Origin of the sequence: Methylobacterium sp. 2A, assembly GCF_009806555.1 — a bacterium.
In the GTDB taxonomy this organism is placed as follows: Bacteria; Pseudomonadota; Alphaproteobacteria; order Rhizobiales; family Beijerinckiaceae; genus Methylobacterium.
In genome coordinates, this window is record NZ_VUOK01000045.1 from 103,009 (window position 1) to 118,200 (window position 15,192).

Consider the following 15,192-nt stretch of genomic DNA (forward strand, 5'->3'; position numbering starts at 1 on the left):
TATCGCTCACGGGCCGAACAGCAGCAGCCAGAGGCCACAGTCGATGGCCAAGGCCGCACAGGTGTAGGTCAGCAGCTTGAACGGGATGCCGTCGTCGAGTTGGATGACGGAGAATGCCACCCTGAGCGACAACGCGCCGACGATCCCCGCGACCGCGCAGACGAGCCACGCAGGGAAGAAGGCCCCGAAGAGGCTGAAGGTCGGTGCCGCGGCTTGCATCACTGCCATCGTCCGGGAAGCCGGCACATTCACTGAGCCCCCCGGCCGATGGTGCTTCGGCCCTCGGGCCGGAGCAGGGACGCTACGGGCAGGCGGCCCTGAACGCTTGAACGATACGACTGACTTGCCGTCGCTGGCGGCAGCCGAGACGAAGTTCTCCACCGCGGCTTAAGGCGATGGGTTCGAAGTTCTTCGAACAAGTGATGGCTTCGGCACGGGGGTAGCCGATGATCCTGCCGCGGCTGGATTTCGGTCCACCGGCACCGGCGAAGGCTTTCCTTGCCGCGGACCGCCCCCCGGAAGTCGGCGAGGTCGGAGGCCGCGCGGGGATCGGGCTTATTGCCCGCGCGGCCTGCTGGCTGGACTTCCGGCGAGGGGGCGAAGCCGAAGGCCCAGCGTCCTATGCGGAGGCGTGGTCGGCCTCCGTGAGAGGATGGACGTCGAACGAAGGTGAGCGGCATGGCGGCTCTCTCAATCTTCACCATCGTGCCCGGGACCGCTGGCCAGCCGGGACCCGGCTGGTGATGCCGGCGTCCCGTCGCTCGGTCCGGCGCCATCGACGTCGGGAGAAGGCTGGTCGGGTCAGGCGGCCCGGTGAAGCAGCGATGCGACCACGGTCTTGGCCATGCGCCTGCGCGCCTCTTCGACGTCGATGTCGGGCGCGAGCCGATTCAGCATCGCCGGGAAGGCGGGCGGCTGGCCCACGGCACCGTTGAGCAGCGAGAAGAACAGGGCCGGATGGCTGCTGCGCACGATCCCGGCCTCGATGCCGGCTGCGAACAACGAACGGCAGGCCTCGTAGGCCGGCCTGAGGAGGCGCTCCGTCACCATCACCGCTCGCTCGGGGGCGTCCGACCCGTGGTGGAAGACGAAATCCCTTACCTCCGGATGGACCGCGTAGAAGTTCGCGACCGTGGTGATGAGATTGCTCAGACGTTCGTAAAGGGGCCTATCCGATTGCCTGGAAAGCTTTCCGACCTCGTCGATGACAGGCGTCGTCGCCGTCACGATTAAGTCGAGGCAGGCTTCCCAGAGCTCCGCCTTGCTGCCGAAATGGATGCGAACCAGGTTCGGGCTGACCCCCGCAGCGATGGAAATGCTCCGGATGTCGGCTCCGTCGAAGCCGTCGTTGGAGAACGCGAGGGTCGCCGCACGGAGAAGGGCCTGCCGACCGTCCGGCATGTCTTTGGTCCTGCGGCCGCGCGGACGGGTTCCCGCCTCGGCCGGCCCTCTGGGTCGAGAAACCATCCCACCCGCCGAATAAGTGTCCTTTCGTACATATAACGTCGGGCGTCGACGCTGCAAGCAGACGCGGCGGCCCACCGAGGGCGGATGACCGTGACCGGCCTCGCCGCCCACCCCGTCGCCGGCCAGGGGCTGGTCGAGTGGTGCCGCGGTCATCGACGGCTCGCGATCACGGTGCGGCAGGCCGGACTGAGATGGTCGATGTTCTCGACCAGGCAGTTGGTGATGGCGGTCCGGTTCGGGATGAAGGCCCGGCAGAGATTCATGACGTCAGAGGTGCATGCCTGGCGGTCGCGGATCGTCTCCGACGGGGTGTCGTGAAACTCCTGTGCCTCGACCTGCATGACCGATCCGACGAGGCACGTCAGCACCAGTCCGACGAGCGCGGTGGGAAGGTGCTTTTTACGGGGGCCTACGGCTCTCATCGATGATCTCCATGTTTCTGCAAGAGCTCCGCGCAAATGCGGATACCTGACGTGGGGGCTTTCGCCCTCGACCCGGTCTTGCGCTGGTTGCACCTACATCTGGGCCGGGCGACGGGAATTCCTTGAACGATACGACGGTCCCGCGAGACGGGGCCGCGTCCTAGCTCGGTCGGGGTCGCGGCGAGATCGGGTGGGCTTCGCTCGCGACGACCCTCATGTTCGCGAGCGACGAGGGCTTGCATCCGAAGGTCGCCCGGAAAACCCGGCTGAAATGCGCGCCGTCGGCGAAGCCGGCCTCGACCGCGGCCGACGTCACCGAAGCCCCGTTGCCGAGGCGGCGAATGCCAAAGAGCAGGCGCCGCCAGAGGAGGTACTTCCTGAGCGGCATGCCGACCTGTTGGGTGAAGAGCGCCGAGAACCGACTCGGAGAGAGGGCGACCTGGTCGGCAGCCTCGTAGCGGTTGGCCAGCGGTACCGGCGCGGAATCGATGAGATCGACAACCTCTGACACGCGGCGGTCCAGCCGCGGCAACTGCGGCAGTCCGTCGAGCCAGATCGAACGCCAGAGGTCGAGCAGCGCCCATGCCTCGTCATGGGTCGGCTCCGAACGGTCCATCTCGCGCAGCAGTGACACCAACCGCTCGTGCCCCTTGCCGTCCACGGAGGGGCGGACCTGCGCCAAGGCGCGGGCCGCACGGGTTTCAGGATCCACCCACAGGAAGGCGGTCCTGCCGGTCGCGATGACGCGATGATGTTCGAGTGGCGCGAGGACGCCTGCCTCGGGACCGATGCCCGGGGCGCGCGCCGTCTCGATGCGCAGATGGCCTTCCAGCGGGATGGCGACCTCGAACGCCCTGTGGCGATGCAGCCGCTGATCGGTGGCCTGGCCGAGGAACAGCGCCGCCCCGGGGAACAGGAATGCCTGCCGCGACGTCCGTCGAGCGCCGATTGACCCCTCAGCCAGCATCGTCACCGTCCCCATATATGCTCACACGTACATATATAGGTCCGCGCAAGTTGCAAGCTTCAAAAGGCTGCGGGACGGACGTGCACGGGATCCTGCCGCGGAAGGTCGAAGCTTGGTCGTCCGGATGACCAAGGAGCGGAATTCGGGCCCTTTGTGCAACGGCGCATGATGCGGGTACGGGTGCGTCTGCCGGGCGCGATGCGGATCGGCGACCCTGCGCGTCACAGACTTCCGGCCGAGGCCTCGATCAGAGAGACGACCGCCGGGTTGGGCTTACGCCTGATCGAGCGGGCGCTCGCGTCCGAGATGGGCGGCAAGGCCGGGATCGACTACCGCCCGGCTGGGTGCGGTTCACGCTCGAGGCGCCGTTGCCCGAGCGGCTCGCGGTGGTGCCGGACGTCGAGTTCGCCATCTGACGGCACGCGCGGCTAGGGCCGGCTTGGTGGTTACCGCCACAGGGCGGGACTTCGCCAAGGATGCCCTTGGGGAGGTCAAGGCGATCAAATCCAGCGCACGCAAGACCTAAATCAGCCTCAGGTTGACGATCGTATCCTCCGGTTAAGTTGGATCTGCTTTAAGAATAACTTTGAGTTGCAAAACATATCATTGGTCCGGAGCGCAAAAACTGCGCTCCGGTGCAATGATCTGCTCCCCGTTCCCTCTGTAGCGGACCACTAACGGCGCAAAGTTGTGGTCTTGAGCGCCGCAAAGTTCTGCTCTCTCTGCGAATGATTGCGGCACCCGACGTTCGATCTCGGTTTGTGGCTTGCACCGGTCCACTCGACATTCGCCGCAGCGGCCCGATGGAAAGCCGCCCGGGGATCTTCCGATGGCCTACGTTCATGGGAGTCGGCCAAACCGGCGCCTGGCCGCATCTCTGCTTGAGCACCTCAAGGGAAGGCTGGTCGACGCAAGCGAGGCCGTCGAAACGACCATGACGATGCAGGCCGCGACTGCATCCCCGCACTGGCGGCTGTCCAACGTCGCCGGCGTTCACGTCTACGAGGCGGACGGCGGATGGAATGCCGACTTGGTGTTCGAGAACCTTCCGCTCGGCGTGCCGGTGGTGACCGGGAACGCCGTTCCGTGCGCGACGCGCAGGGCGGCGTTGGAGAGCGCAATCAGGCAGCTGTCGGTCTGCGCGGAGCGAGAGAAGCATTACTTGGCCAGCTTCGACACGGCCATGCGGTGGTTCGTGTTCGACGAGGTCGAGGTTCCGGTCGACCCGGATTATCTACCCGGGGTGGCCGCGCGCCTCGCCGATGACGGCTTCACCGTGGAACAGGCCTGCCGGCAGCTTGCCCGGCTCCGCCGGATCATTTCCGGCGACGGCCCGGTCACGGCGGACAAGGTCGCCGCGGCGTCAGCGAAGGACCGAGAGAGCCTCGCCGTGGCCTGCGAGGTCGCCATGGCACTTGGCCGGACGCAGTTCTCGTTCGTGGATGTTGCCTGGGCGGACTACGAGGCCGAGGCTCCGGTCCCGATGCACTAGGGCGCCTTCGGCGCACCGCCGCCGGGGAGCGTGGCCAATGCCTTCTCCAAGTCTTTCGACAACGCGTAGATGGCGTTGCCCCGCCCGTCCCAAGAATATGTCGGCATGCACCCGGACGTATCGAGGTGCCGCCTCACGATACGCCAGTGCAAGTCCTGAGTATGCCCGAGCTCCGTGAGGGTCACGTACCTGCCGCGGAACGTCTCGAAGCTCTCGCGCGTGATCAAGGGGATACGCCGCCGGACCCTCGGGCAGAATGCCTTCTCGACCTTCAGGTGGCCCGCCCGGATCATCCGGCCGACCAGCTGATGGCTCATCCCCCGCATCTCGGCGCCCACGTCGAACTTGGTCATGTGCGTCGGGGGCGGCCTGTCCTGCCTGAGGACGTTCAACACCTCGCCGGCGTCCACCAGCAGGTCCGTGTATCGAGCACCGCCACCCAGGCGGCCCTTCCACGTGAGCCGTCCTGCGAGGACCAAGCTCACGAGTTCCACGATGTTGGTCGATGCGACCAGGCACGCATGACCCAGGTTGACCTGCAAGCGGGTCGGCTGCTCGACAGGCACGGCTCCCTCGCCCAGGCGGCCGATGAAGCTTTCCAAGTCCGCACGGGCGATGCGGTGACGCGCGTTGGCCACGTCGCGCGATCCGAACAACACGGGGATCACCCCCTGGACGATGAGTTCGAGCAAGTGCCTATGGATGATGCCGGTCGATGCCACGACCGCGGCGACGGGCAGGGCAACCCCGAACTCGCGCAGTCGCTCCTCGAACTCGGCCGCGCCGATCATCAGCCGCGTCCGCTCCGAGGCGGGAAGCGCCGGCGCCACGCCGGGTCTTGCAAACATGCCGCGTAGGGTCTGGTTGCACACCCGCGACTCCCTCGCGGCGGAGGACATGGTGTGCAGCCGCCGGGCCTCCAGGACCTGCCCGAGCACCACGGTGCCAGCCGCGAACGGCACGTTGTCGAGGGCATGCCGCCGCACGATGTCCCGGAAAGGGTCGAACGCAGGATCCGAGTTCCGCCCGACGGATCTCCAAATTTGCCCGTAGACCTTGTTGCTCCCCACGTAGCCAGCCTGGTTGGCCCGTGAGACGAGGCCATCGAGGAAGCGCTCGATGCCGGGCTCCGCCCCCTGCGCGACCCGAAAGCCGGCGAGGGAGACGGCCGCCCTTTCCGCTGGATCGAGACACTCGTAAGGGTGTGCTTCCTTATCGACCGTCTCGATCCCAAGGGCCTCGCAGATATCGACTGCGGCGTAGAGGGGCATCCGGTCGAGCCAGTCATCCGGGTTCATGATGCCGGAAAGGCGCCGGAGCACCCACTTCTCGAAGTCGCTCGGCTTGGAGGGCACGGCCTCGACACGCAATCGTTCGAGCCGAGGCAGCACCTCTGTCGCAATAGCACTCGAAAAGTCCACAAGTGGAAAGCCTGCGACGAGATCTGTTTCGACGAGCTGGATCGCGTGCACGTGGCAAGAGTGGATCTGCTCGACCATCCACTCGACACGCAGCCATGTCAGCGCCGTGGGCGTCACGTCCCCAGGACCGTCGCAAATGTCCCCGGCGATGCAGTGGGGGCAGAACCGAACGAACCCCGTGAGCAGTGAGCGCCGCGCGAGTCTCTCGCTCCCAATCCTGGAATCCGAAGGTCCGTTTCTGCGAGGGGTCGTACGAACCAGGCCATCCGTCTCGGCCGGATCGAGCGCACCGAGCGCCGCAACATGGCGGACGGCCGCCTCGTCGCCAACGTGGAGCCTTCGAACATCCACGCCGGTGCCGCGCATGAGGGTGGGAAGGTCATACCCGTTGAGGGCGGCGAGGCGCGAGGCGTAGCCGATAGCTACCTCCCCCGGATGCACCCGCAGAGCCCATTGCAGAGGTTCGACGTCCGCGACCCGGGTCATCGCTCGTCCTCGTCGTCGTCCTCCTTGTTCTTGGTATCCCCGAGGAACGACCCGGGCTGCAGCGCATCCCAGTCGTCCACGAGGAAAGGGTTCCGATCGTTGCGGCCACGGGCGAGGGATCGGTTCGCATAAGCGAGGGCGAAGTGTTCCCGCGTGAGTTCCTTCGCGTCGGGTTTGGCGTGCAGGGCCTGATGGATCGCGGCGGCGACGACCTGGCAGATGCGGGCGAAACGATAGCGTGCGGCGTGCGCAATCCGTTCGGGCATGTCCGTCTTCGCCATGGCTCCGATCTTCATCTCGACCGCCTTGGCCATCGTATTGAGGATTTTCACGACGAGCACCCTTTCGCTCTCCATCTGGAGATCGGGGAACTCAACGATCCAGTTACGCCGTTCTACCTACTCGTCCTTGATGGGAAGCCTCGTGATCTTGGGTAGCCCCGACAGGACGAAGGCGACCGGATGGGTCCGCGAGATCGATGCCCCCTTGATCGCATCCGCGAGTTCCTCGATCTCGGGCGTCTTGCCCTTCCGGATGAGATGGCTGAACTCGTCGATATGGACGACGCTGACCTCCCGCTTCAGGAGCTCCTCCGGCAGCCTGTACCAGATGTCGCCGCGCCCGATCTTGCCGACGCGCGCTCCGGCCTCGTCGAGGATCATTTCGGCGAGGATCCTGGGGTGGACGTATCCGCTCAGGGAAATGGAGATGCGGGGCCGCACGACGCCGAAGGACCGCCGTTCCGCCTGAAGGGACGGGTGTGCGCGCAACACCCGATCCATCGCGAGGCTCTTCCCCGCCCCGCTGGGACCGATCATGAAGAAGACCTCAGCCTCCTTGAGGCGCAGGCGCTTCTCGGTGAGGTGGTACTTCATGAATTGAGCGAAGGTATCCTCCAGGATCCTGTCGCGGCTGCATTCGACATAGACGTCTTCGAGCTTGTCGAGCCGGGTCAGCCCCCTCAGGTCTCGATCAGGCAGCTTTGATCGCATCCGCCGACGAAGGTCGTCGGACGAGAGGTTCCCCGAGCCAGCACCCGCGGCGATAAGGCTGTCGCTATCGGCGCTCATTCGACGTCCTCCCCAAACAGGTTGATCGAGCCGGCCAGCCCGGGCGGCGCGGATGGGACAGTCCCCGGGCGGCGGCGCCCGCCGGCCGGCGTAGCCACCGAGACGCCGATGCTACCGGACCCCGCGTCTCCGCTCGTAGGGGCGCCCGAGGGAACCGACCGTGTTGACAGCCATGACGACGCCAGGCGTCTGCGTCCGGGAAGGTTCAGGAGGTGAGGCCAGCATCTGCGTCCATGGTGGCGAGCCCTGGCGGACAACGGACCGGTCATCGGCACGGCCAAGGTGGATCTCGGGCGGCGACACCTCGCCCGCAAGCGGGCAGTCTTCACGGATGGGCGACCTGCCGAGGGTGGACGCGCGCCGTCAGGCCGCGCGGGACGTCGGCTCGGGTTCGAGGCCGGAGGCTTCCGGCCTCGAACCGAGGACCGCTTCGAGGGCCTCGGCGACCGCCACGGCCGTCCCGGTCGAGGGCGCGACCAGCGGCAGGCGCATGTCCGGGGACACGTCCGCCTGCAGGAGGGAGAGGGCCAGCTTGACCGGCCCCGGGTTGGTCTCGCGCTCCAGCGCCAAGACCAGGGGCGCGAGCCGGGCCTGGATGGCCGCCGCGGCCCGGAAGTCGCCATCCCGGCAGGCGCGCTGCAGGTCGGCGCACAGCCGCGGCGCGACGTTGGACACCACGGAGATGCAGCCCCGTCCGCCAGCGAGGTTGAAGGCGGCGGCGGTCGCGTCGTGGCCCGAGAGCTGAAGGAAGACGGTCCCAATCGACCGGGCGGTCGCCGTCGGCCGTGCCAAGTCGCCCGTCGCGTCCTTGATCCCGACGACGTTCGGGATCGCCGCCAGCCGCGCGAGCGTGTCGGCGGCGATGTCGACGCCCGTCCGGCACGGCACGGTGTACAGCAGGATCGGGAGGTCGACCGAGCCGGCGATGGCGGCGAAGTGGCGGTAGAGCCCCTCCTGCATCGGCTTGTTGTAGTAGGGCGTGACCACGAGCGCGGCATCGGCGCCCGCGGCTTGGGCGGCCCGCGTGAGCTCGATGCTGCTGCGGGTGCAGTTCGTGCCGGTGCCGGCGATGACCGGAACGCGCCCGGCGGCGGCCTCTACGGCGATGCGGAGCAGCCGGTCGTGCTCGCCCGCCGTCAGCGTGGGCGCCTCGCCAGTGGTGCCGGCGACCACCAGGCCTTCGGTGCCCTCCGCGACCTGCCATTCGACGAGCCCGGCGAAGGCGCGCTCGTCGAGCCTCCGTCCTCCGTCGGCGAACGGCGTCACCAGGGCCGTCAGCGAGCCCCCGAACCGGTCCGCTCCGGCGTTGGCGGCATCGGACGGCTCGGCCCGGTCGAGGCGGGATAGGGACATGAAGAACCTCGGGATCGGCCAGGCCGCGGTGAGGTGGGGGGGCGGTAAGCCTTGGCGTCGACGATAAGGCGACCCGCATAAGGGAACGAGACGCCAAGCGGGCTCGCAGGATTAGGAAGTCATCAGGACAGGGGCCCGGCGCCCCGGCTTGGTTGTGTTGCCCGCCCGTGCGAACACGCGGCCATGCTCACCTACCCCGCCTTCGCAGCGGCCGCCCTGGCCGAGATCGCCGGCTGCTTCGCATTCTGGGCTTGGCTCCGCCTCGACAGGTCACCGCTGTGGCTCATCCCAGGCATGGCCTCGCTGGCGCTGTTCGCCTACTTGCTGACCCTCGTGGAGAGCAAGGCCGCCGGTCGCGCCTACGCAGCCTACGGCGGGATCTACGTCGTCGCGGCCATCCTCTGGCTATGGGGCTTCGAGGGTCACCGGCCGGATAGGTGGGACGTCGTCGGGGGAATGATATGCCTGCTCGGCAGCGGCCTGATCATCTTCGCGCCGCGGGGAAGCTGATTCCCGGGACAGGATCGGCACCCGCACTCCTGATGAAACCCTGATGGAGATGCCATCCGAGGCATCTCGCATCCTTACGCGGTCCCGTGCTCACCTGGGATGACCCTCATCACCGGAGCGCGGACATGACCCATCACCTGAACGACGACAGGGATTTCGGCGCCCTCGATGCCTGTCGCGGCGAGGAGGCCCTGGCCGCCACGCTGCGGGCCCGCGCCGCCGTGCCGTCCGAGCAAGAGGCGCAGCACGCATTCCGGCGGCTGTGCACGAGCCGTGCGACCCGGCGCGCGATCAGGGACCACCGCCTCGCGGGTAAGCGCTGAGCCAAGGGACCTGTCCCGGAACCCGACCGCGGCGCCTTATGACTTACCTATACCGCGGCGCCCGCCTCCGTCTTGTTCCCTAACGGCGTAAGCGAGACCTCTCGCACCACCGGGCCTTCGCCCGCGTGGAGCATCCAGATGATCGTCTTTCGGCACATCGCCGCGGAATGCAGGGACGACCGCGTCTTCGCTCTGATGGTCCTGGTCCTCGGTTCGTGGACGGCCTTCTGCTTCGGGCTGCTTGCCCTGAACGTCATCGACGTGTTGCCCCCATCTTGAGCGCCGGTTCCCGCCCAGGCCTGCGCGGCCGGTTGCCGTGCCCGATCCCCAGGTTCCCCTCCGCCTCCCCGATGCCGGAGGTGGGGACCGCGTCCGACGCCGTCGTGCTCCGACATATCGACGGTCGCTGTACCGCCTGCGGCATCCCCTTCAGCGGCTTCGCCGGCGGAGACACCGGCGTGGTCCGCGTCGACCGGGCCCTGTGGCGCGCGGCATGCCATCGGTCGGCGCACATCGACGTGCCCGGAGCCTGCCACGAATTGCGCGCCGCGTGGCGTCCAGGCGCTGGTCCGGCAAGCGCGGGTAGATCGGAATCGGAGCGATCCTAACGGCTTCCTTATAAGATCGCCCCTGGCTCCGTCTCGAACCCTAACGCGGTTCCGGTCCACATTCAGGGTCGGCAAAGACCGGTCGCGGCGTCCCCGCTTCCGGCCCGCCGAACCGGACACGACCCCCATGCTCGACATCGTCTTCATCGCCGGAGGCCTCGCCTTCTTCGCGCTCACCGCCGGCTACACCGCGCTCTGCGATCGCCTCTGAGGCACGCCGCCATGACCCTCGACCTCGCCCTCGGCGCCCTCGTGACCGCCGGCCTCCTCGTCTACCTCACCTACGCCCTCGTCCGCCCCGAGCGGTTCTGAGCGGCCAGACGGACCTCCCCCCATGACAACCAACGGCTGGATCCAGATCGCGCTGTACTGCGCGGTCGTTCTGGCGCTCGTGAAGCCGCTCGGGGCCTACATGACCCGGGTCTTCAACGGCGAGCGCACCTTCCTCTCGCCCGTGCTCGCTCCCATCGAGCGCGGGCTCTACCGCGTGGCTGGCATCGACGCCCGCCAGGAACAGACCTGGCTCGGCTACGCCGGGGGGATGATCGTCTTCAACCTGCTCGGCTTCGTGCTGCTGTACGCGATCCTCCGGCTGCAGGCGGTGCTGCCGTACAACCCGGCGGAACAGTCGGCGGTCGCCCCGGACCTCGCGTTCAACACCTCGACCAGCTTCGTCACCAACACGAACTGGCAGTCCTACGGCGGCGAGACCACGCTCTCGTACCTCTCCCAGATGCTTGGGCTGACGCACCAGAATTTCGTGTCGGCGGCCTCCGGCATCGCGGTCGCCGTGGCGCTGATCCGCGGGTTCGCCCGTGCCTCCACAAAGACGCTGGGCTCTTTCTGGGTCGATATGACCCGCGCCACCCTCTACGTGCTGCTGCCGATCTGCATCGTCTTCACGCTGTTCCTGGTCTCGCAGGGCATGCCGCAGACCCTCGGCGGCTATGTGGACGCCACGACGCTGGAGGGCGCCAAGCAGACCATTGCGGTCGGTCCGGTGGCGAGCCAGGTGGCGATCAAGATGCTCGGCACCAACGGCGGCGGCTTCTTCAACGCCAACGCCGCGCATCCCTTCGAGAACCCCACCGCCCTGTCGAACTACCTCCAGATGATCTCGATCTTCGTGATCGGGGCGGCGCTCACCAACGTCTTCGGCCGCATGGTCGGGGATGAGCGCCAGGGCTGGGCTATCCTCGCGGCGATGGGCCTGCTCTTCGTGGCCGGCGTCGCCGTCACCTACTGGGCGGAAGCCAACGCGACCGGCGTCCTGTCCCAGCTCGGGCTCACGGGCGGCAACATGGAGGGCAAGGAGACCCGCTTCGGCATCGCGGCCTCGGCACTGTTCGCGGTGATCACCACCGCGGCCTCATGCGGCGCCGTCAACGCCATGCACGACTCGTTCACGGCGCTCGGCGGCCTGATCCCGCTCATCAACATGCAGCTCGGCGAAGTCATTATCGGCGGTGTCGGCGCCGGTCTCTACGGCATGCTGATCTTCGTGATCGTGGCGATCTTTGTGGCGGGCCTGATGGTCGGCCGCACGCCCGAATACCTCGGCAAGAAGATCGAGGCGAAGGAGGTGAAGATGGCGATGCTCGGCATCCTCTGCCTGCCGCTGATGATGCTGGGCTTCACCGCGCTCGCCACGGTGGTGTCCGCGGGCCTTGCCGGTCCGGCCAATGCCGGCCCGCACGGGTTCTCGGAGATCCTCTATGCCTACACGTCGGCGGCCGCGAACAACGGCTCGGCCTTCGGCGGGCTGACGGCCAACACCCTGTTCTACAACAGCACCCTGGCGATCGGCATGCTGGTCGGCCGGTTCTTCGTGAAGATCCCGGTGCTCGCCATCGCGGGCTCGCTCGCAGCCAAGAAGACGGTTCCGGCCTCCGCGGGCACCTTCCCGACCCATGGCGGCCTGTTCATCGGGCTGCTGGTCGGCGTGGTGTTGATCATGGGCGGCCTGACCTTCTTCCCGTCCCTGGCGCTCGGACCCATCGTCGAGCACTTCGCGGCCGTGGCCGGCCAGACCTTCGCGACGGGGGGCTGAGGCATGCCTCGCGCCCTCCACGCCCGTCGTGTGCCGCGCCACCACCTCGCGCTGCACCGCCCCCCGCTGCGGCACGACCGCGGCGGTGCCCAGCCCCTGCGGACCTCCGACCTCGTGATGGCGTTGCTCGGCGTCGTGATGCTCGGCGGCCTCGCCCTCGCCGCCGCCTTCGTCCTGACCTCCGGTGCGACCGCTCCCTGAACCAAGGCAGGCCCGGCCCTCGCGGCCGGGCCCCACCGCCCCTCTCCGGACACCTCAGACCATGTCCCGCCAGACCTCATCCCTGTTCAGCGCCGCCCTCGTCGGGCCGGCCCTCGTCGGCTCCGTCAGGAAGCTCGACCCCCGCGCCATGATCCGGAACCCGGTCATGTTCGTCGTCGAGGTCGTGGCCGTCCTCACGACCATCCTGTTCGCCCGCGACCTCCTCACCGGCGGCAGCGACCTCCTCTTCTCAGGCCAGATCATCCTCTGGCTGTGGTTCACCCTGATCTTCGCTAACTTCGCGGAGGCGCTGGCGGAAGGCCGCGGCAAGGCCCAGGCCGACAGCCTGCGGCGCACCCGCACCGAGATGACCGCCAAGCGGCTCACCGGCCAGGGTCGCAGCTACGAGAGCGTGCCCGGCACCTCGCTGAAGGTCGGCGACGTGGTGCTCGTCGAGGCCGGCGACCTGATCCCCTCCGACGGCGAGGTGATCGAGGGCGTCGCCTCGGTCAACGAAGCCGCCATCACCGGCGAGTCCGCTCCGGTGATCCGCGAGTCCGGCGGTGACCGCTCTGCGGTGACCGGCGGGACACAGGTGCTGTCCGACGAGATCAAGGTCCGGATCACCGCGGCCGCCGGCTCGACTTTCGTCGATCGCATGATCGCTCTGGTCGAGGGTGCGTCGCGGCAGAAGACGCCGAACGAGATCGCCCTGAACATCCTGCTCGCCGGATTGACCCTCGTGTTCGTCTTCGCGGTGGCCTCGATCCCGAGCTTCGCCAGCTACGCGGGCGGGTCGATCCCCGTGATCGTGCTGGTCGCCCTGTTCGTGACGCTGATCCCCACGACCATCGGCGCGCTGCTCTCGGCCATCGGCATCGCCGGCATGGACCGGCTGGTGCGCTTCAACGTGCTCGCCATGTCCGGCCGCGCCGTCGAGGCGGCGGGTGACGTCGACACGCTGTTGCTGGACAAGACCGGCACGATCACGCTCGGCAACCGGCAGGCCACCGAGTTCCGTCCCGTCCGCGGTGTCACCGAGCAGGACTTGGCCGACGCGGCGCAACTCGCCTCGCTCGCGGACGAGACGCCGGAGGGCCGCTCCATCGTGGTCCTCGCGAAGGAGAAGTACGGCATCCGCGCCCGGGACATGGCGAGCCTGAACGCCACCTTCGTGCCGTTCACCGCGCAGTCGCGGATGTCGGGGGTGGACCTGCAGGGCACGTCGATCCGCAAGGGCGCGGTCGATGCGGTCATCGCCTCGGTCTCGGGCCAGCCGATGGCGAGCCGGGGCTCGAACGTGGCCCTGGCCGTCCGTCCCGAGGCGGAGACCGGCGTCGTGACCGAGATCCGTGCCATCGCGGAAACCATCGCCAAGGCCGGCGGCACCCCGCTCGCCGTGTCCAAGGACGGCCGCCTACTCGGTGTCGTCTACCTCAAGGACATCGTGAAGGGCGGCATCCGCGAGCGCTTCGCGGAACTGCGCCAGATGGGCATCCGCACGGTGATGATCACCGGCGACAACCCGATGACCGCCGCCGCCATCGCGGCCGAGGCGGGGGTGGACGACTTCCTCGCCCAGGCCACCCCGGAGGACAAGCTCGCGCTGATCCGCAAGGAGCAGTCCCAGGGCAAGCTGGTCGCCATGTGTGGCGACGGCACCAACGACGCCCCGGCGCTCGCCCAGGCCGATGTCGGCGTCGCCATGAACACCGGTACGGTGGCCGCCCGCGAGGCCGGGAACATGGTCGACCTCGACAGCGACCCGACGAAGCTCATCGAGATCGTCGGCATCGGCAAGCAGTTGCTGATGACCCGCGGCGCGCTGACGACCTTCTCCATCGCCAACGACGTGGCGAAATACTTCGCCATCATCCCGGCGATGTTCCTGACGCTCTACCCGCAGCTCCAGGCGCTGAACGTCATGCACCTGGCCTCGCCGCAGAGCGCGATCCTGTCGGCCATCATCTTCAACGCGCTCATCATCGTGGCGCTGATCCCGCTGGCCCTGAAGGGTGTCACCTACCGGGCCGTCGGCGCCGCCGCGCTGCTGCGCCGGAACCTGCTGATCTACGGCCTCGGCGGCGTCCTGGTGCCGTTCGTCGGCATCAAGGCCATCGACCTCGCCGTCAGCGCCCTGCACCTCGCGTAACGTCTGCGTCCTCTCCCTCTCCCTCGTGGGGAGGGGAGCCGTCCAACGAAAGCCCTCGCCATGTTGAACCAGCTTCGCCCCGCCCTCGTCCTCCTCGTCGCCATGACGGCGGTCACCGGCCTCGCCTACCCGCTGGCGATGACCGGCATCGCGGGGGCCATCTTCCCGGCCAAGGCCGCCGGCAGCCTGATCGAGCGCGACGGCAAGGTCGTCGGCTCCAGCCTGATCGGCCAGAACTTCACCGGGGCCAACTACTTCCACGGCCGCCCCTCGGCGACCACGGCGGCGGACCCGGCCGACGCCACCAAGACCGTCCCGGCGCCCTACAACGCGGCGAATTCCTCCGGCTCGAACCTCGGCCCGACGAGCGCGGCGCTGGCCGAGCGGGTCAAGGGCGACCTCGACACGCTGAAGGCCGAGAACCCCGGCCAGCCCGTTCCGGTCGACCTCGTGACGACCAGCGGCTCCGGCCTCGACCCGGACATCTCACCCGACGCAGCCCTGTTCCAGGTGCCGCGCGTCGCCAAGGCCCGCAACGTCCCGGAGGACAAGCTGCGCGACCTCGTCGCCGGTCAGATCCAGGGCCGCACGCTCGGCCTGCTCGGCGAGCCGCGCGTCAACGTCCTGGCGCTCAACCTCGCCCTGGACGACCTCGCCAAGCGCTGAGGAA

At 68.0% G+C, this 15,192-nt stretch carries 17 protein-coding genes; 9 read left to right on the top strand and 8 right to left on the bottom strand.

Going from position 1 to position 15,192, the window contains the following annotated elements; genetic code table 11:
- Window positions 1–6: 6 nt before the first annotated feature.
- From FVE89_RS20445 to FVE89_RS20460, 4 genes are all read right to left on the bottom strand, one after another.
- A complete protein-coding gene (locus tag FVE89_RS20445) occupies window positions 7–219 on the bottom strand; it encodes a YtcA family lipoprotein (protein WP_052516914.1) in 213 nt (70 codons plus the stop codon).
- A 582-nt stretch (window positions 220–801) separates the two neighbouring features.
- Window positions 802–1,620 carry a TetR/AcrR family transcriptional regulator gene (locus tag FVE89_RS20450; RefSeq protein ID WP_246731056.1) on the bottom strand — a complete coding sequence of 273 codons (819 nt, stop codon included), beginning with the start codon at window positions 1,618–1,620 and terminating at the stop codon, window positions 802–804.
- Complete coding sequence (locus FVE89_RS20455; protein WP_244573433.1) at window positions 1,617–1,889, bottom strand: hypothetical protein; 273 nt, start codon at window positions 1,887–1,889, stop codon at window positions 1,617–1,619. The genes FVE89_RS20450 and FVE89_RS20455 overlap by 4 nt, the downstream gene beginning before the upstream one ends.
- A gap of 160 nt (window positions 1,890–2,049) precedes the next feature.
- A complete protein-coding gene (locus FVE89_RS20460; protein ID WP_053621823.1) occupies window positions 2,050–2,871 on the bottom strand; it encodes an AraC family transcriptional regulator in 822 nt (273 codons plus the stop codon).
- Window positions 2,872–3,685: 814 nt separating this feature from the next.
- Between FVE89_RS20460 and FVE89_RS20465 the strand changes: the two genes are divergently transcribed.
- Window positions 3,686–4,348 carry a hypothetical protein gene (locus FVE89_RS20465; protein WP_043074406.1) on the top strand — a complete coding sequence of 221 codons (663 nt, stop codon included), beginning with the start codon at window positions 3,686–3,688 and terminating at the stop codon, window positions 4,346–4,348.
- On the opposite strand, the gene FVE89_RS20470 is transcribed toward FVE89_RS20465, so the two are convergent.
- The 4 genes from FVE89_RS20470 to dapA form a co-directional block, all read right to left on the bottom strand.
- Complete coding sequence (locus FVE89_RS20470) at window positions 4,345–6,255, bottom strand: TniQ family protein (RefSeq protein WP_043074407.1); 1,911 nt, start codon at window positions 6,253–6,255, stop codon at window positions 4,345–4,347. The genes FVE89_RS20465 and FVE89_RS20470 overlap by 4 nt on opposite strands.
- Window positions 6,252–6,596 carry a hypothetical protein gene (locus tag FVE89_RS20475; RefSeq protein ID WP_143739238.1) on the bottom strand — a complete coding sequence of 115 codons (345 nt, stop codon included), beginning with the start codon at window positions 6,594–6,596 and terminating at the stop codon, window positions 6,252–6,254. Before FVE89_RS20475 ends, FVE89_RS20470 begins: the two co-directional genes overlap by 4 nt.
- Before the next feature lie 57 nt (window positions 6,597–6,653).
- Window positions 6,654–7,247: an AAA family ATPase gene (locus FVE89_RS20480; RefSeq protein WP_179239943.1), complete on the bottom strand. Its 594-nt coding sequence runs from the start codon at window positions 7,245–7,247 to the stop codon at window positions 6,654–6,656.
- Window positions 7,248–7,688: 441 nt separating this feature from the next.
- On the bottom strand, window positions 7,689–8,678 hold the full coding sequence (gene dapA, locus FVE89_RS20485) for a 4-hydroxy-tetrahydrodipicolinate synthase (protein WP_059409524.1): 990 nt from the start codon (window positions 8,676–8,678) through the stop codon (window positions 7,689–7,691).
- 183 nt (window positions 8,679–8,861) lie between these two features.
- Between dapA and FVE89_RS20490 the strand changes: the two genes are divergently transcribed.
- The 8 genes from FVE89_RS20490 (at window position 8,862) to FVE89_RS20520 (ending at window position 15,188) form a co-directional block, all read left to right on the top strand.
- Window positions 8,862–9,188, top strand: coding sequence for a YnfA family protein (locus tag FVE89_RS20490; RefSeq protein ID WP_043074410.1), 327 nt, complete (start codon window positions 8,862–8,864; stop codon window positions 9,186–9,188).
- 125 nt (window positions 9,189–9,313) lie between these two features.
- Entirely contained in the window at window positions 9,314–9,511 is a 198-nt protein-coding gene (locus FVE89_RS20495) for a hypothetical protein (RefSeq protein ID WP_043074411.1), read from the top strand.
- Window positions 9,512–9,649: 138 nt separating this feature from the next.
- Window positions 9,650–9,790: a hypothetical protein gene (locus FVE89_RS30605; protein WP_179239942.1), complete on the top strand. Its 141-nt coding sequence runs from the start codon at window positions 9,650–9,652 to the stop codon at window positions 9,788–9,790.
- Between the two features lie 551 nt (window positions 9,791–10,341).
- Window positions 10,342–10,431 (top strand): K(+)-transporting ATPase subunit F, encoded by a 90-nt coding sequence (locus FVE89_RS20500; protein ID WP_017484418.1) that lies wholly within the window; start codon window positions 10,342–10,344, stop codon window positions 10,429–10,431.
- A gap of 22 nt (window positions 10,432–10,453) precedes the next feature.
- Window positions 10,454–12,169, top strand: coding sequence for a potassium-transporting ATPase subunit KdpA (gene kdpA / locus FVE89_RS20505; protein WP_043074412.1), 1,716 nt, complete (start codon window positions 10,454–10,456; stop codon window positions 12,167–12,169).
- 3 nt (window positions 12,170–12,172) lie between these two features.
- Window positions 12,173–12,370, top strand: coding sequence for a hypothetical protein (locus tag FVE89_RS20510; RefSeq protein ID WP_043074413.1), 198 nt, complete (start codon window positions 12,173–12,175; stop codon window positions 12,368–12,370).
- A 61-nt stretch (window positions 12,371–12,431) separates the two neighbouring features.
- Complete coding sequence (gene kdpB / locus FVE89_RS20515; RefSeq protein WP_043074414.1) at window positions 12,432–14,522, top strand: potassium-transporting ATPase subunit KdpB; 2,091 nt, start codon at window positions 12,432–12,434, stop codon at window positions 14,520–14,522.
- Window positions 14,523–14,582: 60 nt separating this feature from the next.
- A complete protein-coding gene (locus FVE89_RS20520) occupies window positions 14,583–15,188 on the top strand; it encodes a K(+)-transporting ATPase subunit C (RefSeq protein WP_043074415.1) in 606 nt (201 codons plus the stop codon).
- The last annotated feature ends 4 nt before the right edge of the window (window positions 15,189–15,192 follow it).